This is a genomic window from Ghiorsea bivora (assembly GCF_000744415.1).
GTDB lineage: Bacteria > Pseudomonadota > Zetaproteobacteria > Mariprofundales > Mariprofundaceae > Ghiorsea > Ghiorsea bivora.
Map to the genome: position 1 here is coordinate 96,076 of NZ_JQLW01000006.1, position 20,474 is coordinate 116,549.

17 protein-coding genes are annotated in these 20,474 nt (G+C 42.6%); 7 read left to right on the plus strand and 10 right to left on the minus strand.

Features of this window, described 5'->3' with window-relative positions; translation table 11 throughout:
- Positions 1-14 precede the first annotated feature (14 nt).
- Genes trkA through DM09_RS03090 form a run of 7 tightly spaced genes read right to left on the minus strand, consistent with a single transcriptional unit; the run spans position 15 to position 9,192 of the window.
- On the minus strand, positions 15-1,388 hold the full coding sequence (trkA, locus tag DM09_RS03060; RefSeq protein ID WP_038247613.1) for a Trk system potassium transporter TrkA: 1,374 nt from the start codon (positions 1,386-1,388) through the stop codon (positions 15-17).
- Entirely contained in the window at positions 1,385-2,761 is a 1,377-nt protein-coding gene (locus DM09_RS03065) for a sigma-54-dependent transcriptional regulator (RefSeq protein ID WP_038247614.1), read from the minus strand. The genes trkA and DM09_RS03065 overlap by 4 nt, the downstream gene beginning before the upstream one ends.
- A complete protein-coding gene (locus DM09_RS03070; protein ID WP_051938027.1) occupies positions 2,758-4,947 on the minus strand; it encodes a sensor histidine kinase in 2,190 nt (729 codons plus the stop codon). Before DM09_RS03070 ends, DM09_RS03065 begins: the two co-directional genes overlap by 4 nt.
- Complete coding sequence (locus tag DM09_RS03075) at positions 4,940-5,494, minus strand: DUF4390 domain-containing protein (protein ID WP_038247615.1); 555 nt, start codon at positions 5,492-5,494, stop codon at positions 4,940-4,942. Before DM09_RS03075 ends, DM09_RS03070 begins: the two co-directional genes overlap by 8 nt.
- A 37-nt stretch (positions 5,495-5,531) precedes the next feature.
- On the minus strand, positions 5,532-6,245 hold the full coding sequence (gene pgeF / locus DM09_RS03080) for a peptidoglycan editing factor PgeF (RefSeq protein ID WP_038247617.1): 714 nt from the start codon (positions 6,243-6,245) through the stop codon (positions 5,532-5,534).
- A gap of 1 nt (position 6,246) precedes the next feature.
- The gene (locus DM09_RS03085) at positions 6,247-7,218 is read right to left on the minus strand and encodes an RluA family pseudouridine synthase (RefSeq protein WP_038247618.1); all 972 of its coding nucleotides are present in this window, start codon (positions 7,216-7,218) and stop codon (positions 6,247-6,249) included.
- A gap of 3 nt (positions 7,219-7,221) precedes the next feature.
- A complete protein-coding gene (locus DM09_RS03090) occupies positions 7,222-9,192 on the minus strand; it encodes an Rne/Rng family ribonuclease (RefSeq protein ID WP_232507733.1) in 1,971 nt (656 codons plus the stop codon).
- A gap of 387 nt (positions 9,193-9,579) precedes the next feature.
- Between DM09_RS03090 and DM09_RS03095 the strand changes: the two genes are divergently transcribed.
- On the plus strand, positions 9,580-10,533 hold the full coding sequence (locus DM09_RS03095; RefSeq protein WP_038247619.1) for an RluA family pseudouridine synthase: 954 nt from the start codon (positions 9,580-9,582) through the stop codon (positions 10,531-10,533).
- Between the two features lie 91 nt (positions 10,534-10,624).
- On the opposite strand, the gene DM09_RS03100 is transcribed toward DM09_RS03095, so the two are convergent.
- A complete protein-coding gene (locus DM09_RS03100) occupies positions 10,625-11,077 on the minus strand; it encodes an RNA recognition motif domain-containing protein (RefSeq protein WP_038247620.1) in 453 nt (150 codons plus the stop codon).
- A 128-nt stretch (positions 11,078-11,205) separates the two neighbouring features.
- On the opposite strand from DM09_RS03100, the gene DM09_RS03105 reads away from it, so the two are divergent.
- The 4 genes from DM09_RS03105 to DM09_RS10995 all read left to right on the plus strand — a co-directional run bounded on the left by DM09_RS03105 (position 11,206) and on the right by DM09_RS10995 (position 16,273).
- Complete coding sequence (locus DM09_RS03105) at positions 11,206-12,657, plus strand: cobyric acid synthase (protein WP_038247621.1); 1,452 nt, start codon at positions 11,206-11,208, stop codon at positions 12,655-12,657.
- Between the two features lie 108 nt (positions 12,658-12,765).
- On the plus strand, positions 12,766-14,076 hold the full coding sequence (locus tag DM09_RS03110; RefSeq protein ID WP_038247622.1) for a methyl-accepting chemotaxis protein: 1,311 nt from the start codon (positions 12,766-12,768) through the stop codon (positions 14,074-14,076).
- A 15-nt stretch (positions 14,077-14,091) separates the two neighbouring features.
- Positions 14,092-15,885, plus strand: a complete 1,794-nt coding sequence (locus DM09_RS03115; protein WP_038247623.1) for a sensor histidine kinase — start codon at positions 14,092-14,094, stop codon at positions 15,883-15,885.
- A 1-nt stretch (position 15,886) separates the two neighbouring features.
- Positions 15,887-16,273 (plus strand): response regulator, encoded by a 387-nt coding sequence (locus DM09_RS10995; protein ID WP_051938029.1) that lies wholly within the window; start codon positions 15,887-15,889, stop codon positions 16,271-16,273.
- Between the two features lie 14 nt (positions 16,274-16,287).
- On the opposite strand, the gene DM09_RS03125 is transcribed toward DM09_RS10995, so the two are convergent.
- A complete protein-coding gene (locus tag DM09_RS03125; RefSeq protein WP_051938031.1) occupies positions 16,288-16,644 on the minus strand; it encodes a c-type cytochrome in 357 nt (118 codons plus the stop codon).
- 55 nt (positions 16,645-16,699) lie between these two features.
- Complete coding sequence (locus tag DM09_RS03130) at positions 16,700-17,248, minus strand: thioredoxin family protein (protein WP_038247624.1); 549 nt, start codon at positions 17,246-17,248, stop codon at positions 16,700-16,702.
- Positions 17,249-17,433: 185 nt separating this feature from the next.
- On the opposite strand from DM09_RS03130, the gene DM09_RS11000 reads away from it, so the two are divergent.
- A complete protein-coding gene (locus DM09_RS11000) occupies positions 17,434-18,720 on the plus strand; it encodes a GGDEF domain-containing protein (protein WP_157753586.1) in 1,287 nt (428 codons plus the stop codon).
- A gap of 19 nt (positions 18,721-18,739) precedes the next feature.
- A complete protein-coding gene (gene dnaG, locus DM09_RS03145; protein ID WP_038247626.1) occupies positions 18,740-20,470 on the plus strand; it encodes a DNA primase in 1,731 nt (576 codons plus the stop codon).
- Positions 20,471-20,474: the final 4 nt, after the last annotated feature.

Here is a 20,474-nt window from a genome sequence, read left to right on the forward strand (position 1 = left end):
ATGCGCCTCATACATCAAAAAAACTCAAGACGCACTTCAAAAAGCCGTTCAATATCACGAATCGCATCTGCCCGAGATACCAGCACAACATGGTCATTCGGCAATACCATGCTCTCCCCATCAGGGATAATGACCGTCTCCCCGCGAACAATTGCGCCAATCACAGTATCTTTAGGTAAGCGTAAATCTTTAAGCGGCAGCTCCAAAATCTTTGCCGTTTCAAGTGCTTCAGCTTCAATCACTTCAAGCGTTCCGTCTCCCAAAGGCGACATACCTAAGATACTGCCTTTACGAACATGGCGTAAAATCGAAGCCGCTGTTGTAAACCGCGGCGATACAATCACATCCAAGCCAATTTCTCGCACAAGATCCGAATAAATCGCACGGTTTACTAATGTAACCACATGCGGAACTTTATACTTACTCGCAATCAAACTACTTAAAATATTTGTTTCATCATCATTGGTTAAGGCTAAAAAGTCATCCATGTGGGCAACAGCCTCTTCTTCTAACAAGTCTCGATCTAAAGCATCACCATGCAACACAATGGTCGAATCCAAATGATCGGATATCCACTTGGCACGCTCTTCATTGTGCTCAATCAGCTTAACCGATACCCCCATTCTCTCCAAAGCTTGCGCCACGGCATAACCAACATTGCCACCACCAACCAACATCACATTACGCTTCACACTTTGCTCTTGTTTACAACCTTCCAAAGCCTCTACAACAGCTTCAACCTGATGACTGGAAACAGCAAGGTACACACTATCACCCGCCAACAACACCGTGTCCTTCATGGGTACTTTCCATTTGCGATTATGCTCATGCGCCACCACAAAAACACGGTTATCCCCCATCACGTCAGCAAGTTCTTCTAATGCCAAACCCGCCAGTAAACTTTTGGGCCGAATCATCATCCCAAGCAGTTGCACTCTATCACCAGCAAAACCCTGAGCATCCATAGCCGATGCCACTTGATAGCGTTTTACAATCGCTCTTGCCGCCTCATGTTCAGGAGAAATAATCATATCAATAGGCAATTCATCACGCCCAAACAATTGTTTATTATTGGCAAAATCAGGTTCACGAATACGTGCCATCTTCGTTGTGACTTTAAAGAGAGAATGTGCAACTTGGCATGCCAACATATTGGTTTCATCACTCGCAGTGGCTGCAATCAACAAATCTGCATTTTTTGCCCCCGCACTTTCCAATACTGAAGGGTGAGCAGCATTACCCAATACCGTACGCACATCCATAGTATCAGCAACGCGTTGTATGCGCTCTTCATTACTATCCACCACGGCAACATCATGCCCTTCTGCAGCCAATCGCATGGCAATATGAAATCCAACTTCCCCTGCACCCAAAACTAAAATATTCATTTGTTGGGTGGTGTTAAATCATGTGATTTTATTTTTCGGTGCAACTGACTTCTTTCCATTCCAATATCCGCCGCTGTTTTACTAACATTCCAATCATTTTTTTCCAAATGGTGCACAATATAACTTCTTTCAAAACGTTTTCTCGCATCATGGAAACCATCCATCAACACCGAATCATCAGGCACTGCTGAAAAGCTTGGTTTCTGCAAAGATGCATCCAAAGGAAGCATCGTGTCTACGGTTAGCGTTTGTCCTGAACATAAAATATGGCACCGCTCCACATAGTTACGCAGCTCGCGTATATTACCAGGCCAATCATAGGCTTGAAGCAATGTTATCACGTCATCGGAAAACACAACGGGCTCGCCCCCTAGGCTTTCCACCTGCTCTTGTGCCAAAAAAGCAAGCAATGCAGGTATATCCTCTAAACGCTCATTCAACTTTGGCATACAAATCGTTACACCATTTGTTTTGGCATATAAATCAGCAAGCAAAACTTCACCTGATAACAACACATCCTGCGTACAACACGAGCTCATCAACAGGCGTACATCACATGGATGCTGTTTCTGATTACCTAATCGTTGCGCGCGCTTTTCTTGTATGACTTTAAGCAGCCCCTGCTGCAGAGGCAAGCTTATTTTTGTAATATCTTCAAGGTATAACGAACCTTCATGCGCAGCCTCCAAGCGACCACGCTGCGTGTAAAGTGCGCCAACAAAGGCTCCTTTTTCATAACCAAACAATTCATGCTGCGTTTCTTGTTCAGACAATGTACCTTGATGGAAGGTAATATACGGTTGTCCTTGGCGTTGTGAGGCTTCATGAATCAAACGCGCCACGATAGACTTACCCGTACCATGATCACCAATAATCATGACTGGTGTATCTTTCATGCTGGCTTTTTTTATCGCTTTTCGCACCTCTTGAATCACAGGACTATCACCAATCAACTGTGATGAAGCTCGACTTGTCTCTTGCTTTAAATCAAAGTTTTCCGTTGCTAAACGTCGTTTCTCAATCGCATTACGCAGCAAAATAAGCAACTTTTCAGAAGAAAAAGGTTTTTCAATAAAATCAAATGCGCCCAACTTGGTCGCACGAACCGCTGTATCTATCGTGGCATGCCCAGACATCATAATAACGGGCACATCTGCATCCATTTGTTTAATGCGACTCATGGTTTCCAAACCATCAATGCCAGGCATCCAAATATCTAAAAAAATACAATCAACAGGATGTTTCCGAAAACGTGCAACAGCCTCTTCACCCGAAGGCGCAGTGCTCACCAGATAACCCTCATCCTCAAACAATCCCTGTAAAGACTCTCGGATTGGCTGCTCATCATCAACAATTAAAATATGAATCGTCATGCCTTTTCCTCCTCCAAACCTCGAAGTATAAGTTTATGCGGCAAACACATACAAAAACGTGTAGGAGATGCTGCAGAGACCAACATTAAGGTACCATCATGTTCTTCAGTAATACGTTGTGCAATCGCCAAACCTAAACCACTACCATCCCTCTTGGTTGAAAAGTACGGCTCAAACATATGCTTTTGTGTTTTTTCATCAATACCAGGGCCTTCATCTTGCACATAAAACTTGGTATCATCTTCTGTAACCTCAACATAAACACGCACAGGCGTTTTTGTAGCCAGCGCATTATCAATCAAGTTAATCAACACCTGCCGCACCTGATCGGGGTCACAACATACTTCCCCTTCGGGTAAACCCTCAAATGTAACATTCTGATATGCACTGTATAACTCTCGCAAATCTTGCAGTAATGAACGAATACTTACCACTTCAGTTCTCGGTTTGGGTAAGGTTGCCAAATTCGAGAAATCAGCCAACAAACGCTGCAAACGTTCAACTTGGGTAATCACAGCTTTGGTACACGTATCAAAGATCTCAACAGGATCTACCTGTGAACGAAAACGCCGCTGTAGGCGTTCGGTTGAAAGTTTAATCGGTGTTAGCGGGTTCTTAATTTCATGCGCCAAGCGTTGCGCAACTTCTGACCATGCCTGATGTTTTTGTGCTTCCGCCAACTGTGTCACATCATCAAAAACCAACAACCATCCAGAAAAAAGCTGATCCTCTTGTTTGCCTAACACTGTACCTCTGGCAAGAATTTTAATGGTTTGAAAACCATGGAAAAGTTCAATTTCATGTTGCAAGCTGTCCAAACCTTGGGTTTGCAAGGTTCTAAAGAAATTTAATACTGGTGCCAAATGAACTTCTGAGAAATCAAAAATCGAAACTTTCTTTTGCGTGGATTCAGGAATAACCAACAGCTCTTGGCAAGCTTGATTCATCAACCGAATATCACCACTTTGATCCAATAAAATTACGCCACTTTGCAAATTAGATAGCAGATTTTCCAATACGTATTGACGTTGGCGACTGCTAACCAATGCCCCTGTCAATTCTTCTTGTGTTTGTTGTAACATTTCCATATTTTGCCGAAGTTTTGCTGTCATACTATTAAATGAACGCGCCAATGAACCCAGCTCATCCTCTGCATGTACAGGCACCAACACATCAAACTCACCTGCTTCTACTCTTTTTAAAGCCAAAGCTAATTCTTCAATGGGTGTGGTGAGCTTGCGTGCAAAGAACAAAGCTAACAAACCTGCAATACATGTGATGAGCACCATGGCTATCATTAAGGTGTGCGTAAATATTTCCTGAATACCTTGTCTATGCCGTTCAAGCTCTCGATATGATTTATAATCAGATTCTATACTTCGTGCACTCAAGGTCACTTCATCAGGCAAACGAATTTCCGCACGCAACAAAGCGACAAAACGCTGCTGCATGTACAAAGGCAAATAACCCACAACATATTCACCGCTTTTACGTACTTCATGCTCAACAGCTTGCCTACCTAAAACCTTACTCAACCTTGCCGTATCCGACAGGTCACGAATTTTTAAATCACTAAATTGTTGTCCTGCAACCTGCTTACTTGCCACCGCAATCAAACGCTCTGACACATCAAAAAGCTCCACTTTATGCCAGCCATATTGGTCAATCAGTTTACCCAAATGCTGACTAATCAACATCGTGCCTAATGGCTGTGTAACAATCTCAAGTGGAAAGTCATCATCTTGTGCCACTTGTGATAATGACAATTCCATATCTGACTCCGCCCCAGAGTAAAAGCCCTGCGCCAAACTCATGGCTTTGTCCAATAAGGTATCAACCCGAACATCAAACCAGACATCAAGACCCTTATCAATCACTTGGTTTGCTGTCAGTTGCAACAGCAACGACGGTACCAACACCATCAATACCATAGCCGCCACCAATTTTGTACGAAGGTATGAACCAGCATGTTCTTCTTTGCTTGATTTTAATCGATAAATCCCAACCAAAAAGAAAACAACAGCTAATACAAAAAATAAAAAAACAGTTAACCAGTTCAGAAAACTCGGCCCAAATTGATCATGACTAGGCCAAGACAAGATACCTACTGTCAATAATAATACTGCAACAACAAAAGGCACCCAAACAAGGGGTTTCAACCTACCCCTATGCAAAACCTCACTCATGCTTTAAACCTTGTGCTGGCAAAACAAGCTCAACTGTACCCATATCCACGCCTCCGAGAATATCAGCAAACCAACCTTTACTGCCTTGTTCACCCTCATATATATACAATTGGGTTTCTAAATAAAACTTTTCTTGCCCATCTAAAATAGACACATCCACGACTGCCGCATGATGCATTTCCGTTAAAAATCGCATAGCAACATGTACATTTCTTGTATAATGCACCACACCACTGCTCAAGTCTCGCATCAACCAACGTTTGGTCACCAAATCAGGGATAACTTGGCGCCCCAAACGTACGCTAGCCACTGATTTATCCAACCAAAACCGTTGTTTACGCAATACATCAAACTGCCAAAATACAGTCAGCGAAGAACCGCCAGCCAAAACATTCAGCACGTATGCTTCTTGATTAAAAGTCTGAACATCGCAATAAACCACACCATCCTCAATATGGACATGCGTTTCTTTGTTTAGATTTTCTTTTGCTTCTAACGGTGTCCATGTAAAACACACACATAAAAGGTATATCAATACGCGTAACATTACCGCTAGCCTAAAACGGATATTCGCGATGAGCAACTTATGCCAGCATAATCATTGATAACTGACGACCTGTATCGCCTTCATCCCGCCGAAATGAATAGTATAAAGGGTCAATATGGCAAACTGTACAGTGGGATGAAGTTTCGATATTTTCAGGCTGTACACCAGCACATAAGAGTTGCTCCTGATTCACTGAAGCTAAATCTACAAAATAAGTTCCATGACGATAAAAGCTTACGTTTTGTTGACAAACATCACTAAACTTCTTGGCAACATCTGGGCTCACTTCAAAACAGCATGGACCAATAGATGGACCTAAACTTGTCACAATTTTTTCAGCATTAGCCCCACGCTCACACATGGCTTGCACAGCTTTAAACACAGCTTGTGCCACAGTACCTTTCCAGCCTGCATGTACAGCTGCAATCACACCAGCTTGTTGATCCGCCAAAAGTATGGGTACACAATCTGCGGTACGCACAGCTAAAGCAACACCCTGATCTGTAGCCAGCAATATATCTGCTTCTTGCTGATGCATATGACCCAAACCCGAGCAGTGTAATACTTCTGCCTTATGAGCTTGTATCACTTGATGCGGTATAGGCATATGGGTCTGATGACATAATACTTGGATATTGTGAGCCAACTTTGTTTCATCAAGCAGTGAAAAATCAGCGGTCGTTCCAGCCTCGCGATTCGTAAACACGGCTTGAACACCATGTTTCTGCAATAACCGTGAAACATAAAACATCTTACATCAATGTTTTTAACGCTGTATTTAACTGCGCAAGTTCATCAGGAAATGGCGCAAAACACAAAATATCTTCTTGCGTAATTGGGTGCACAAAACCTAATGTTTCCGCATGCAAAGCTTGGCGAGATAAATTTTTCAACACACTGTATGCTGGTTCCGCAATGGTTTTACTTGGATTAAATTTACGACCGTACACTGCATCACCCAATACAGGCATACCTTCATGACTTAAATGCACCCGAATCTGATGTGTACGCCCAGTATGAAGCCGCAAACGCATGCGGCAAAAGTGTTCATCAAAACGTTGCTCTAAACTGGCGTCGGTAATCGCTACTTTTCCTTGCGGCACCACTGCCATTTTTTGTCTATTATGCGGGTGTCTACCAATCGGAAGCTCAATGCGTTTCTGCATCCAACGTGGAAAACCTCGACACCACGCAACATACTCTCGTTGCAAATCATGGTTAGCAAATAATGCAGACAAGCCTTGGTGCGCAGCTTCAGTTTTGGCAACCACCAAACTACCTGAAGTATCTTTATCTAACCGATGTACAATACCTGGTCTCTCAACACCATTAATACCAGGCAGACTTTCACAGTGATGCAACAAAGCATGCACCAATGTACCCGTATCATGACCATGAGAAGGATGAACAACCATACCCGCAGGTTTATTGACTACAATAAGGTATTCATCCTCAAATAATACATCCAGTGGTATATCTTCTGGTTGCAAGTCCATGGCTTGAGCCACAGGGATGTCAGCAAGAAAAACATCGCCTTCCATCACTTTTACCGACCGCTTCAAGCGTTGTTTTTTTGCACCAGACTGCCAAATACAACCTTCATCCAATAACTGTTGAATACGCACCCTTGTTAATCCAGACAGGGCTGTTAAAGCCGCATCCAAACGTTTCCCATGCCACTCACTAGGAATATCCCACGTGACTACATTCTTATCCGAAGTCACAACTTATACTTCTGTCGTAGTTGACGGCTCTTTTTTCGGTTGCGCGGCAGCAGTATTATTTTTCTTTTGATTATTTTGCTGCTGGTTGTTTTGCGTCTGATCGTTCTGTTGTTGAGCACCTTGCTGTTGACCCGCTTTATCTTTTGCTGGGCGACGACGACGACGACGGCGACGCTTTTGCCCTTCTTCGCCTTCAGTTTTGGTCGGTTTTTCCTGTTTTACATCCACTTTTACCGCAGGTTTATTCTTTTTCGTACGATTGGGTGTACGTTTGCGTTTGCGTGAAGTGTTTTTATGCTTCACCTCTGGTTTATCTTCTTTTTTCTCACCAAAAAGTTTATCTAAAAGCGCCTTAAACCAACCCACTTTAACAGCCTTCACAATCGGTTGTGGAATACCTACCACGGGTTTCATCGGTTTAAGCTTGCGAGCAACACGCTGAGGTTTTTTGCCTTTCATTGTATCTTCAAGCATTTCCAAACGGTCTTGGTTATCATCACGCCAATGTCGTTCGATACGGTAGTGTGGAATCATCAAATCGGGGCGGATTTGCAAAGAAATCTGCACATCATGATTTTCTTCAATGCGGGCAATATAGTCCCGCTTATTATTCATCAGGTATTCACCTGTTTCCGATGGCACTTGAACCACAAGCTTGGGTTTTTTGCCTTTTTCAGCCAAATCTTCCATGCGCGTCAACATTTGTAACGCCATAGACTCAACCGTCAGAATAGAACCACGACCTTGGCAACGCGGACATGTTTCCGTTGTTGTTTCACGCACCGAAGGATGCAAACGCTGACGTGACATTTCCAACAGACCAAAGCGTGAAATACGTGCAAATTGCACTCTGGCTTTGTCTGCAGCTGTGGCACTGCGCAATTCTTCTTCAACTTGTTGACCATGTTTTCGGTTTGCCATATCGATAAAATCAACCACAACCAAACCACCAATATCTCGAATGCGAAGTTGGCGCGCAATTTCACGCGCAGCCTCAAGATTGGTATCCAAGGCTGTGTCATCAATATGTTTACGCCCTGTGGAGCGCGATGAGTTCACATCTACTGCAGTTAAAGCTTCCGTGGGGTCAAATACAATAGAGCCACCCGACGGCAAACGAATCTCACGTTCATGAATTTGTTCACATTGGCTTTCAATACCATATTGGCGGAAAATAGGTTTTTTACCCCTATATAGTTTTACTAATTTCTCTTTGCCTGGTAATACCGCATGCACAAAGTTTTTGGTGCGGGTATAAACCTCATGGTTATCCACCCAGATCTCATGAATATCATCACTAAAATGATCACGTATGGCACGGGTTGCCATGTCTCCTTCCAAATAAATCAATGAAGGTGATGGTGCTGTGCCACTTTTGATACGAATTTCATCCCACAAACGTTGTAAATACGAATAATCACGTTCCAAAGCTTCCAGCTTTTGGTCACGTCCTGCAGTACGAACAATCAAACCCATATTATCAGGCACATTCAATTGCGATAAAATTTCTTTAAGTGCACGACGCACATCTTCTGGAAGTTTACGTGAAATACCACCGCGCTCTGTATTTGGGCTCAATACCAAATAACGGCCAGCCAACGATAAATACGTGGTTAAAGCAGCACCTTTATTACCGCGCTCTTCCTTTACCACCTGCACCAATACTGATTGTTTTGGTTCTAATACATCTTGAATATTTACGTTGCGTGGATCTTGGGTTTTATCAACACCATCTTTCCAATAGTCCGGATGAATTTCGCTTAGTGGCATAAAACCTTGGCGCAACGCACCATATTCTACAAATGCGGCCTGCAAGCTGGCTTCAACTTTGGTGATGGTTCCTTTATAAATATTGCCCTTGGTTAGGACTTTGTGCGTGGATTCTATGTCTAGTTCTTGTAAAAAGTCATCTTCGACAATAGCAACACGGCTTTCTTCCTCGTGTGAGGCGTTGATCAACATCAACTTCTTCATTGCGGTTCCTTTACCGCTGACAGTATAAACCTTTGAAACAACACAAGTTATTGTGATATCCAAAGCATATTTTAATTGTCACCCCAACCAAGTATTTGCACACAACAAACACCAAACTCGGGTTAAAATCTGTATCTATTTAAGACCGTCAGGCGGCTTTTATATTTATTTACTGTACATCGCTCAACACGGCGTTGGCTAAGGTGAGTCCCCTAAGAAAAATGACTCACTCTCCGTAAATATCGTCTGAACGAAGCGACTAACTTCTCAAGTTGCATGTTTAGCACCCTTGTTTTCAAACCGATACGCGACACATTACTCGCTATATATCGCCACACACGCGGAACACATGTACAATCTGCCCCATTAAAGCAAATAGGAGCCACTTTGGCAAGTTCAGAGCTAAAAAACGAAAAGAAACCCCACCTTATTATTGATAAAAATGAGGATAATAGCCGTATTGACCGCGTACTTTGCCGCCTGCTAGGGCAGGAAAAGCGTACCCTTATTTTGCGCTTGATCCGAAAAGGAAACGTAAGGGTCAATAGCAAACGTATTAAACCCGAGTTTCGTGTTCATGAAGGCGACAGTGTATTTTTACCCGCCAGCCTGCGTCCTGATGCCCCTGAACAACAAGCTCAAACATTTATGCCAACCATCAAAAACTTAATCACCCTTTATGAAGATGATGATTTACTGATCATTGATAAACAGGCAGGCATTGTTGTACATGGCGGCAGTGGTCATGATGTAGGGCTGGTTGAACGCCTTAAAGTACAACTCAACTTGCCAGAATTACGCTTGGCACACCGCCTAGATAGAGATACCAGTGGATGTTTATTACTGGCCAAAAACCTAAAAACCTTACGCAAACTTACCGAAAGTTTTCGTAATCGTGATGCCCACAAAACATATCTCGCTTGGGTAGCAGGACACCCCTACCCTTATGCAGGACGCATGCAGTCCAAACTACTTAAAGGTGTGACCCAAAGTGGTGAGCGTATGGTTGTGGATTCTGAACATGGGCAAGAAGCCATCACTGATCTACAAACCGTATTGTTGCGTGAACATGCAGACTGGCGGTACAGCTTGGTTGCATTACAGCCGCACAGCGGAAGAACCCATCAACTGCGTGTACAGCTACAACAAGAGGGACATGCTATCTTGGGCGACCCCAAATACGCAGAAAAAGGCGACCTTAAACATTACAAAACTATCAAAGGAAAAGGTTTAGCTTTGCATGCTTGGCGACTTCGTTTTGAACACCCAAGTACAGGAAAAATATTAGAATGTCGTGCGCCTTGGCCTAAGCGTTGGGCGCACTTCAAAAAAGAGACCTAAGGAAGTTCTGAACAAACCATGAACTCGCATCTTGCGCCCAAAGCATTCAAAATCTGCTTCTCTCAAACTTATTCAGAGCTTCCTTAAAAGTTTACTTCTTATCTTTGGCTTCGTTCACGCGAAGCTTGCGACCTGCAAACTCTTCGCCATTAAGCACTAAAGCTGCTTTCACATCGCCAGCCGAACCCATTTCTACAAAACCATAACCTTTGGGGCGGCGACTAGGGCCACCACGAACCAAACGCACAGAAACAACCGTACCATAAGTTTCAAACAAACGTTGTACTTCTTCTTCACGCGCTTTAAATGGGATATTACCCACATACAACACATTTGTATTATTATGTTTCACTTTTGAACTCGAGCGACATGGACCGCCACCAAATGCCCAGGCACCCAATAAAAAGCCAATCACTAAACCCGATGCCAACACTGAACCTACAGGTATTTCTTGGTTCAAACCTACCATAGGGCCAACAAAATAACCAATCAAACCCAATGCAATTGCCATCGCAATACCTTTACTTACACAACCAATATTCATAAAAAAACACTCCAAAAAGGGATACAACCCTGAAAAATATGGGCGCAACCTGCCAATTTTCACTAAAGAAACAACAAGATTGATATGAACCTTTTGCTATCACTTACGTTTTACATAAGTTTTCGACCATGAAAACAAACGCGCTTATGATTCAAGGAACAGCCTCAGGTGTCGGAAAATCTGTCTTAGTTGCAGGCCTTTGCCGCCTACTTGCTCGTAATGGCGTGAAGGTTGCTCCGTTTAAGCCACAAAACATGAGCAACAATGCAGCAGTCACTGCAGATGGCGGCGAAATCGGTAGAGCCCAAGCCTTACAAGCCTTGGCTTGCGGCATTCAACCGACTGTAGATATGAACCCTGTACTTATCAAACCTGAAAGCAACCAAAAGGCACAATTGATTGTACGCGGCAAAGTACATGGTCGTTTACATGCCAAACATTTTCGTAAAGATAGAATTGCCTTGCTCGATACCGTGCTCCAATCCTTTGACACCCTACAACAACAATATGACATGGTGATTATTGAAGGTGCTGGCTGCCCAGCAGAGCCCAATCTTATGCTTGGTGACATTGCCAATATGGGTTTTGCCGAAGCTGCGGATATACCCGTGTGGTTGGTTGGAGACATTGATAAAGGCGGTGTGTTCGCCTCCCTCAAAGGATGCATTGATATTCTACAAGATGAACACAGTCATAGGATTCAAGCCCTACTCATCAATCGATTCAGAGGTGATCCAGCTTTATTGAATGATGCTTTAACGTGGCTTGAGCAAGACACAAACAAACCCATCATAGGGGTAATCCCTATGCTTAATTTAGACTTACCTGAAGAAGACAGTCCCTTTAAACATGAGCAATTATCTAAAAAACAACAGCAACTGCATATTGCCGTGATTGCTTATCCACACATGTCTAACCATGATGACTTAGACCCTTTAGCCTCCGACCCAGATATCCAAGTCTCTTTTGTACGCAATACAGATGAACTTCAACCTTGTGACTTGATTGTATTACCTGGCTCCAAACATGTGTCTTCAGACTTGGCTTGGTTAAAAACACAAGGATTTGCTGATAAAATCCAACAACATTTACGCTATCACGGAAAAGTTTTAGGTATTTGTGGTGGCCTTCAAATGTTGGGGAAGCATATTGTAGACACCGTTGACGATGCATTTAGCTCCAGTGTCGAAGGCGAAAGCTGCCAAGGTTTAAGCCTATTACCCATACACACCCAAATGATGCCTGAAAAAACACTCAAACAAGTACAGCAAACAGCAAACTTTCCGCAAGGACACTTGGTCACAGGATATGAAATTCACCATGGCGTATCCCATACCAATGAACATCTATTTCCTTTTGCTGCATGCTCTGAAGACAAACAAGTCTGGGGAACTTATGTGCACGGTTTATTTGAACAAGGTGAATTTCGCCAAGCTTGGTTACTCGAACTAGGCTTTAAGACAACAAATAACACCAATCAATATGATCGAACCTTGGCATCTTTAGATATACTTGCTGACCAATTGAAAAAAAGCCTGCACCCCCAATATCTACAACAACTGCTAATACCAAAATCCTAAATCTTTTTCGCTTCAGCATGAGGAAATTATGGCATCACCTTTGCTAGTATACTTGCAATCGTACTTCAGCCAGCACTTCAACCAGTGATACATTGAAAGGAGCCTACTTTGGAAGCAAGTCATGTAGCAGAAATTGAAACTTTATTTCAGGCTGTAACCAGTGGTGATTTCACCTTTAGAATAAGCGACGACCACCCCCTATCCAACTCAGCCAACCATATGATGCAATGGCTGGATCAAATGCAACTTAAAGAGCTCAAAGATAAAGTCGAACTAACCATGACAGGCTTTGAAAACACCATCAATATGGCAAAGCTGCAGCAGTTGGCGGATGGTGTTGCCCAACGCACAGAAACCATGGCATCAGCCACCGAAGAAATGAGTATTACCGTACAAATGATTGCCGAGCAGGCTGATAAAGTTGGCTGTCAAAGTGAACAAGCAAAGATTGCTGTCGATGAAGGCAGTCAGTCTATGAAACAAGTGTTTGATGTTATCCATGCCACAACACAACAAATGGACAATGTTACCGATGAGGTTCAACAGCTTGCGAGTGTATCCAAAGAAATTGATAGCTTATTAACAACCATACAAAAAATATCCGATCAAACCAATTTACTTGCCTTAAATGCCACAATTGAAGCAGCTAGAGCTGGTGATGCAGGCCGTGGATTTGCAGTTGTGGCAGGAGAGGTCAAACAACTATCCCATCAAACCAAAGATGCCGCTGATAACATTGTAGAAAAAAGTATAAGCATACAAAAATCTGTTGCGGCTGTCGTTGCACGTTTGAGCGAAATGTCTGAAACGGTTACCAATGCATCATCCATTGTCGAAACCACACAAACCTCCATGGACACCATCGTTTATAATATGCAGCAGGTGGATGAAAGCGTACATGGCATGCACCATGCCACCAAAGAACAAGCTATTGCATCCACTGAAATCGCTGAGGGTGTAACCCAATGTCATGCGGATGCAAAAGTAATGGATACCCAAGCCAATCAAAGCTTAAACACAACAGATAAAATGGATGTTTCGCTACGTGCAGACCTACAAGAGTTTTCAGAGCTTAAAATCACCAATGCTGTCATTCAGCTCGCTAAAAGCGACCATATGTTTTGGAAAAAACGTTTAATGGATATGATTTTAGGCCGCGGTAGCATTGATATCAACGAAGTCACTGACCACCACAGTTGCCGTTTAGGCAAATGGTATTACAGCAATGGGCAAGCTGAGTTTGGTAACTGCGCTTCTTTCAAAAGCATTGAATCACCCCATACCGATATGCATAGATTAGCCAAACAAGCAGTCAGTAAGTTCAATGCTGGTGATATAGCTGGCGCTACCCAAGACGTAGATGCCATTACCCCATTATCAGCTGCTGTAGTCAAAGGTCTGGAAGAGTTAGAACAGTAGACTATACTTACTTACATGACTCATAAGCCAAATAATATTCTTGGTGTTTTTCGCCAGCTTTCACTTTTTCAAGTTGTTCTGGCAGCATCATTCTTACTGGTATTAAGTTATTTTTTCTACTTAATGTCCAATAGTTTAGCTGAAAGCCTTGAAAAAGACTTACACAATGCTTTTGACCAACAAAATTTAACCGTAGTTGATATTGCCAGCTCTCGCGTAGGTTTTCATATTGCCAACGATGTTGCAGAGAATGTGCGTCTTCTCGGGCAGTTCCCTGCCATGCAACGCTTAGAATTCCACAATGGCACGCGTGATATGGAAAAAGTAAATACTTTTGCAGCTCCTAGAGTAGATGGTTTTATTTTATTTGATGCACAAGGTGACTTCTTCAGTGCATTCCCAGAGTCCATGCAACACATCTATCAAGGCAACCAATCTACCCAGCCTTTCTTTCAAGTAAGCAAAGAAACTTCCTCACTTTATTTTTCCAACTGGTTCCCAGATGGTGACCACCTTAAAATGCGTGTCTCTGCCCCCATATACAATCGCATCGTTGATAAAAACTTTCCTGAACCAACCAATCAACTTTCTGGTGTCATCATGGCGCAAATTGACTTTGATCGCACAGTTGCCAGTGAACTAGGTCGACTGAAATCTAGCGGGATTATGCACTGGATTATTGATGAGAAATCTGGCGATGTGCTTTATCATTCTGTACTACCTCGCACCACCAATAAAAATGCTATTGATTCAGACGAAAGTACCTTGGCAAAAAAGCTACTGCAAGCTTTTTCCTCAACTATCTTAGAGCCAGGTATTCATCGCACAAAAATAAACGGAAAAGATTATTCTATAGCAAGTGCACGTAGCACCGTAGGTCCACACAAAATTATTGTAAATTTGGCATATGATGATTCTTCCGTAACCAACTTGGTTCATGAAAAAACAAGCCGTATTTATCAGCTAGGGATAACCTTTCTGATTGTTGTACTCATAGGTGCATGGATAACCTTACGTCAAATTGCTAAGCGCCAAACTTTAATTACAGAAAAAGAACACCTTGCTCGAGAGTTATCATTAGAAGAAGATAAGAAAAAACTACGCGAGCAAGTCTTTCAACTACAAAAAATGGAAAGCTTAGGCTCTTTGGCTGCGGGTACAGCACACGAACTGAATAATGCTTTAACTGGACCTATGGGAATGCTTAGCATACTTGCATTAAAACCAAATATGCCAGAAGAGAAACGCACAAAAATGTTAACCAAAGCTGTTAAAGGCATTGAACAAGCTCGCAGTATTGTCGAAAGCTTACTGCGTTTCTCCCGCAGTGAACGTAATGAAAAACATGCGGGTGATATCAATGAAGACGTACGCTTTGCCCTAAACATGTATAAAAAAGAGCTTGAACATGCAGGCATTGAGTTAAACTGTCATTTACAAGAAGGTTTACCCGATGTCATTGCTTCACACCGACAAATACAACAAGTTATTCTAAACTTAATCACCAATGCTAAATATGTATTAAACAAGGGTGACTCTTTAAATATATCCACCAAGCCCCTAGAAAAGAATAGTATTGATGGTGTGCTCATCCAAATTACAGATACAGGCCCTGGTATGGATCAAGAAACACAACAGCGTATCTTTGAACCTTTCTTCTCAACCAAACCCGTTGGTGATGGAACAGGATTAGGGCTGTCCATTTGTTATGGTATTATTCAAGAACATAATGGTACCTTAGATGTACAAAGCCGACCAGATGAAGGGGCAACATTTAGCATCTGGCTTCCACTGAACCAAGAGTCGTAACATGAAAAGAATACTTACCATAGATGACAATGAACTTGTTCAAGAAATCTTAGAGCCTATGCTAGATATTTGGGCAGAAGAACGTCAGTTACCCATTGAAATCATAACTGCAAGTAACGGCAAAGAAGCATTATCATGGGTTAATCAGCATAGTGCTCCAGATTTGATATTATTGGATGTGCGTATGCCTATTATGGATGGTGCTGAATTCTTACGACAAACAGCTTTGCTTGGTTTGGATATCAAGCCGTTCACCTTACTACTTACAGGTTACGCCGATGACCTAGAAGAACATTTAGGCACGGATGCCTTACTCATGAAACACCTACGCAAACCATTCACAGCACCCGAATTATTCCAAGCATTAGATAAACTGGTGTCAAAGTAAATCTATACCACCCGCTATTTTAAAGTGCCTAAATAGGCAATAACATCCTCTCTGGCTTGTTCATCCTGCATTTCAGGTAATGTAGGCATGGTTAGGTTATAGGTATTACTTTCTTTTAAATTTTGTGCATACTCATCATGTTTAATCATTTTACTTGGGTTTTGTAAAAAGCTATGCAGCCATTTCATATCCCTGCGCTCTGTAATACCAGCCAGACCTGGTGCAAATTTCTCATCATAACTGGGTTTATGACAATGGAAACACAACCGATCAAAAATAGCCTTTCCTTTAACCATATCACCTGCATGAGCAGGCACAAGCAAACCCCAAAAGGCAAAAGAGAGAACGCTTATTTTTACATAGATTTTCATATTTTATCCTTTTCGGGTTTACTTTTCACAATCAAGAAAGTGCTGTATTAGAGAGCTAGTCCAACCACTTGATAGAGCAGCCAATGGTTGGGTGCTGTGGTTGCGGTGCAGGTTTACCTGCAACCAATGCTTCTGCAGCAGGCAAAAGCTCTTCCTGAGTCACTTTTCTTTCATCTTTCCAATAATCATCAATACGCCCGTGATAATAAAGCTCACCATTTTTATCAAACATATAAATATCAGGCGTGCATTGCGCATCAAAAGCCTTAGCAACCTCTTGTGTTTCATCTGCAAGATATGGAAAGTCAATATTCCATTCATCTAATTTCTTACGCATAGCGTCCACATTATCTTCTGGGAAACCAGGATGAATATTAGGATTAATTGCTATCGTATTGATACCCATTGCCTTTAATGTTGCCGCATGACGCACCAAACGTGGCCAAACTGCAATGGCATAAGGGCAATGGTTACATGTAAATGCTACCACCAAGCCGTGTTCTCCAATTTGCTCTTTTAAAGCGTGTGCCACACCTTTAGAATCATTCAGCGTAAAATCAGGAAGTGTAAACTCTCCCTTATAAATTGATGCTACCAATGCCATAAACCAAACTCCCAAAATACATATGTTAGCCTGCAATCATGGAAGAAAAAACACAGCAAATCAAGCGTGTTATTCCAATGATGAAAAACTGGCATCATACCTGCTGGTAAATCATTTAGGTGACCCACACAGCGGAACGCACCATAAAAACACAAGCAATAAACAGCCACAATGCGAGGTACCCATTGTCTGAAAAAGATCATATGATTGATGAACTACTGGATGGATTGGACACCATTCGCCCTACCCTGCTTGCCAGCAAAGAAAAAAATGGCGAATTACGCAGTTTACTCAGGCGCATGCTTTCCTTATTGGAAGCTTTGCAACACATGCCGCACATCGAACCTTCCCTTTATGCCAAAGTCATCATGATGTTAACCCCTTTGGTAGATGCCGAACATGGTGTTTTACTCAAACATTTACAACATGAACACGCCGACACACAAACATGGCAACAACTTGAACAACATTTAAAAACTCGGCAACAACTCATCAAAACCGCGCAGCAAGATTTACCTAGCGTACAACTTATGCTACGCCGAAGCTGCAATTTATTGGGTAAACCATACCCAGATACAGCTGAGCTCAAACAAAACTTAAACCTATTTGAGCAATACCTTAGAGAATATTTGCAACACCATGCGAAACTTCGTTTGGGTTTCACATCGGTTACAGCAGCACTCAAAGATTCCGTCAAAGCCATGGATCATGTATTGCATGATATTGGTGATGAATCACCCGAGCTCAAACAAGCCCAACAAGTTTTAGAGCAGAAGCTACCCGAAGACCCCGCCCAAGCCCAAGCCCTACTCAAACATGCCGCACAAAATATTCGCCAAGCCAGTAAAAAGCTCAGCAACGCTAGCCATAAAGTCAAAGCTACCATGTCTGCACAAATCCAACAAATGGATGCCTTATCCCAGCGCTTAAAACAAGCTGAAGCACAAGCGAGAAATGACCCACTTACAGGTTTAGCCAACCGCAGAAAACTACGCGAGTATTTTCAAACCTTACCCCAAGACGTACCCAGTTTATTTCTCATGCTTGATATTGACCACTTCAAAAAAATTAACGATACCCATGGTCATGATGCTGGCGATGAAGTATTGATTAAAGTTGCAGACTTACTCAAACAATCTGTACGCAGCACAGATATGGTTGCCCGCTTGGGTGGTGAAGAATTTTGTATCATCTTGGCCAACACTACAACCAAACAAGGCATCAAATTGGCAGAAAATATTCGTAAAACTATTGAAACAACAACATTCTCAGGCCCACATGGGGAGATTCAAATAACCATGAGTATCGGCGTTGCAGAACGTCAGCTTGATGAAGCCATCAACCACTGGTTAAAACGCGCTGACCAAGCCCTTTATCATGCTAAAAACAATGGTCGAAACCAAGTTACAACCACAGCTTTACCTATGGCTAAGATAACAAATAAACAAGAAGGGTTGAATTCAGTCAGCTAGCCCCCTATAACATAGGTCTATGGCACAATTTTCTTCCTCATTCCTCGATGAACTCATTTCTCGTACTGACTTGGTTGAGGTGATTGCTCGCCATGTTGAGCTAAAACCATCAGGCTCGAATAATATGGTTGGTTTGTGTCCTTTTCACCATGAAAAGACCCCCTCTTTTTCTGTATCTGTTGATAAACAAATGTATTACTGTTTTGGTTGCGGCAAGGGAGGAAATGCTTATCGTTTTTTAATGGAACACGATGGTTACCCCTTCCCCGAAGCCGTTGAATACCTAGCCAACAAAGCTGGCATGCCCATGCCTGAAGCTCGTACCGTTAACCCTAAAGAAGAGGCACGCAAAAAACAGGCCTATCATTTGCTTGACCAAGTTGCATCTGTTTTTTCACGCACACTACAGGCAGACGAAGGCAAACAAGCCAAAGCATACTTTGCCCAACGCAAACTTCCCGATAGCATTATTCAACGCTACCAGTTGGGGTTTGCACCTGCAGGTTATGGTTTTATGCAGCGCTGTTTTGGCTCTGAAACACATACTTTACAACAATTAGAAAGCATTGGTTTACTGGTGAAAAATGAGCGGGGTTATGCCGACCGCTTCCGTGGGCGGGTGATGTTTCCTATCCGTAATAAACGCGGGCAAGTGGTCGGTTTTGGTGGGCGTATTATGGGAGATGGCGAGCCAAAATATTTAAACTCACCTGAAACAGATTTTTATCATAAATCCGACTTACTCTATGCCTATTCCGAACACCGCGAATCCATTCGCAAACATAAAATGCTTGTGGTCGTTGAAGGTTATATGGATGTATTGGCTATGGCAGCCTTTGACTTACCCTATGCCTTAGCACCTTTAGGCACAGCTATCACAGAGCAACAATTATCCCATATCCTACGTTTACATGGAGAGCCTGTGTTTTGTTTTGATGGTGACCGCGCAGGTAGGCAAGCGGCTTGGCGTGCCATCGAACGCATGTTGCCTATTTTAAAAACAGAGCATGCACCCAAATTCCTCTATTTACCAGATGGCGAAGACCCTGATACCTTGCTCCAAAAAGAAGGTAAGAATGCCTTTGAAAAACGCCTAAAACATGATGCACAACCCATGCTAAACACATGGATACAAGGGTTAAAAAATATTGCAGGTAGTGGCGCTGAAGGTCGGGCTCGTATGGCAAAAAAAGCAGACCAAATGCTAAGTAAAATGCAAGATGACTACCTACGTCAGGCGTGGCAAGTTGAAATCGAAAACATTAGCGGAGTGATGTTAAAACAAACAAAACCTACGCAATACATGTCTAAACCAAGGCAAACTTCAACAAGAAAAATGGCACCTAGGCTTGCTGTGACACCCATGACACATGAACAATTTATGGCTGCATTACTACAAAAACCTAGTAGGTTCCAACTTTTACCTGAAGATGCTTTTCATTTTTTTGTTGACAGCAACCCGATATTCCCGATATACACCCGAGCCTTTTCGTTGGCAGGCGATGATGAAAACACCACATTTGATATAGCGGCACAGTTGATGCGGGAATTCCCCGACACAGATATAGCACGCTGGGTGAACCTGCCAAAAGTCGAAGATGAAGCGTTTCAAATGCTTTTAAGGGATATGCATCTTGCATACCTTAAAGCACAGCTGAGCCAGACAGAAAACTTATCTGTCCGAATCAAGCTGCAAGCAGAGTTAAAAGCACTGCAAGCAGAATTAAAAGCTTTGAAACCAACAAACTAAGATT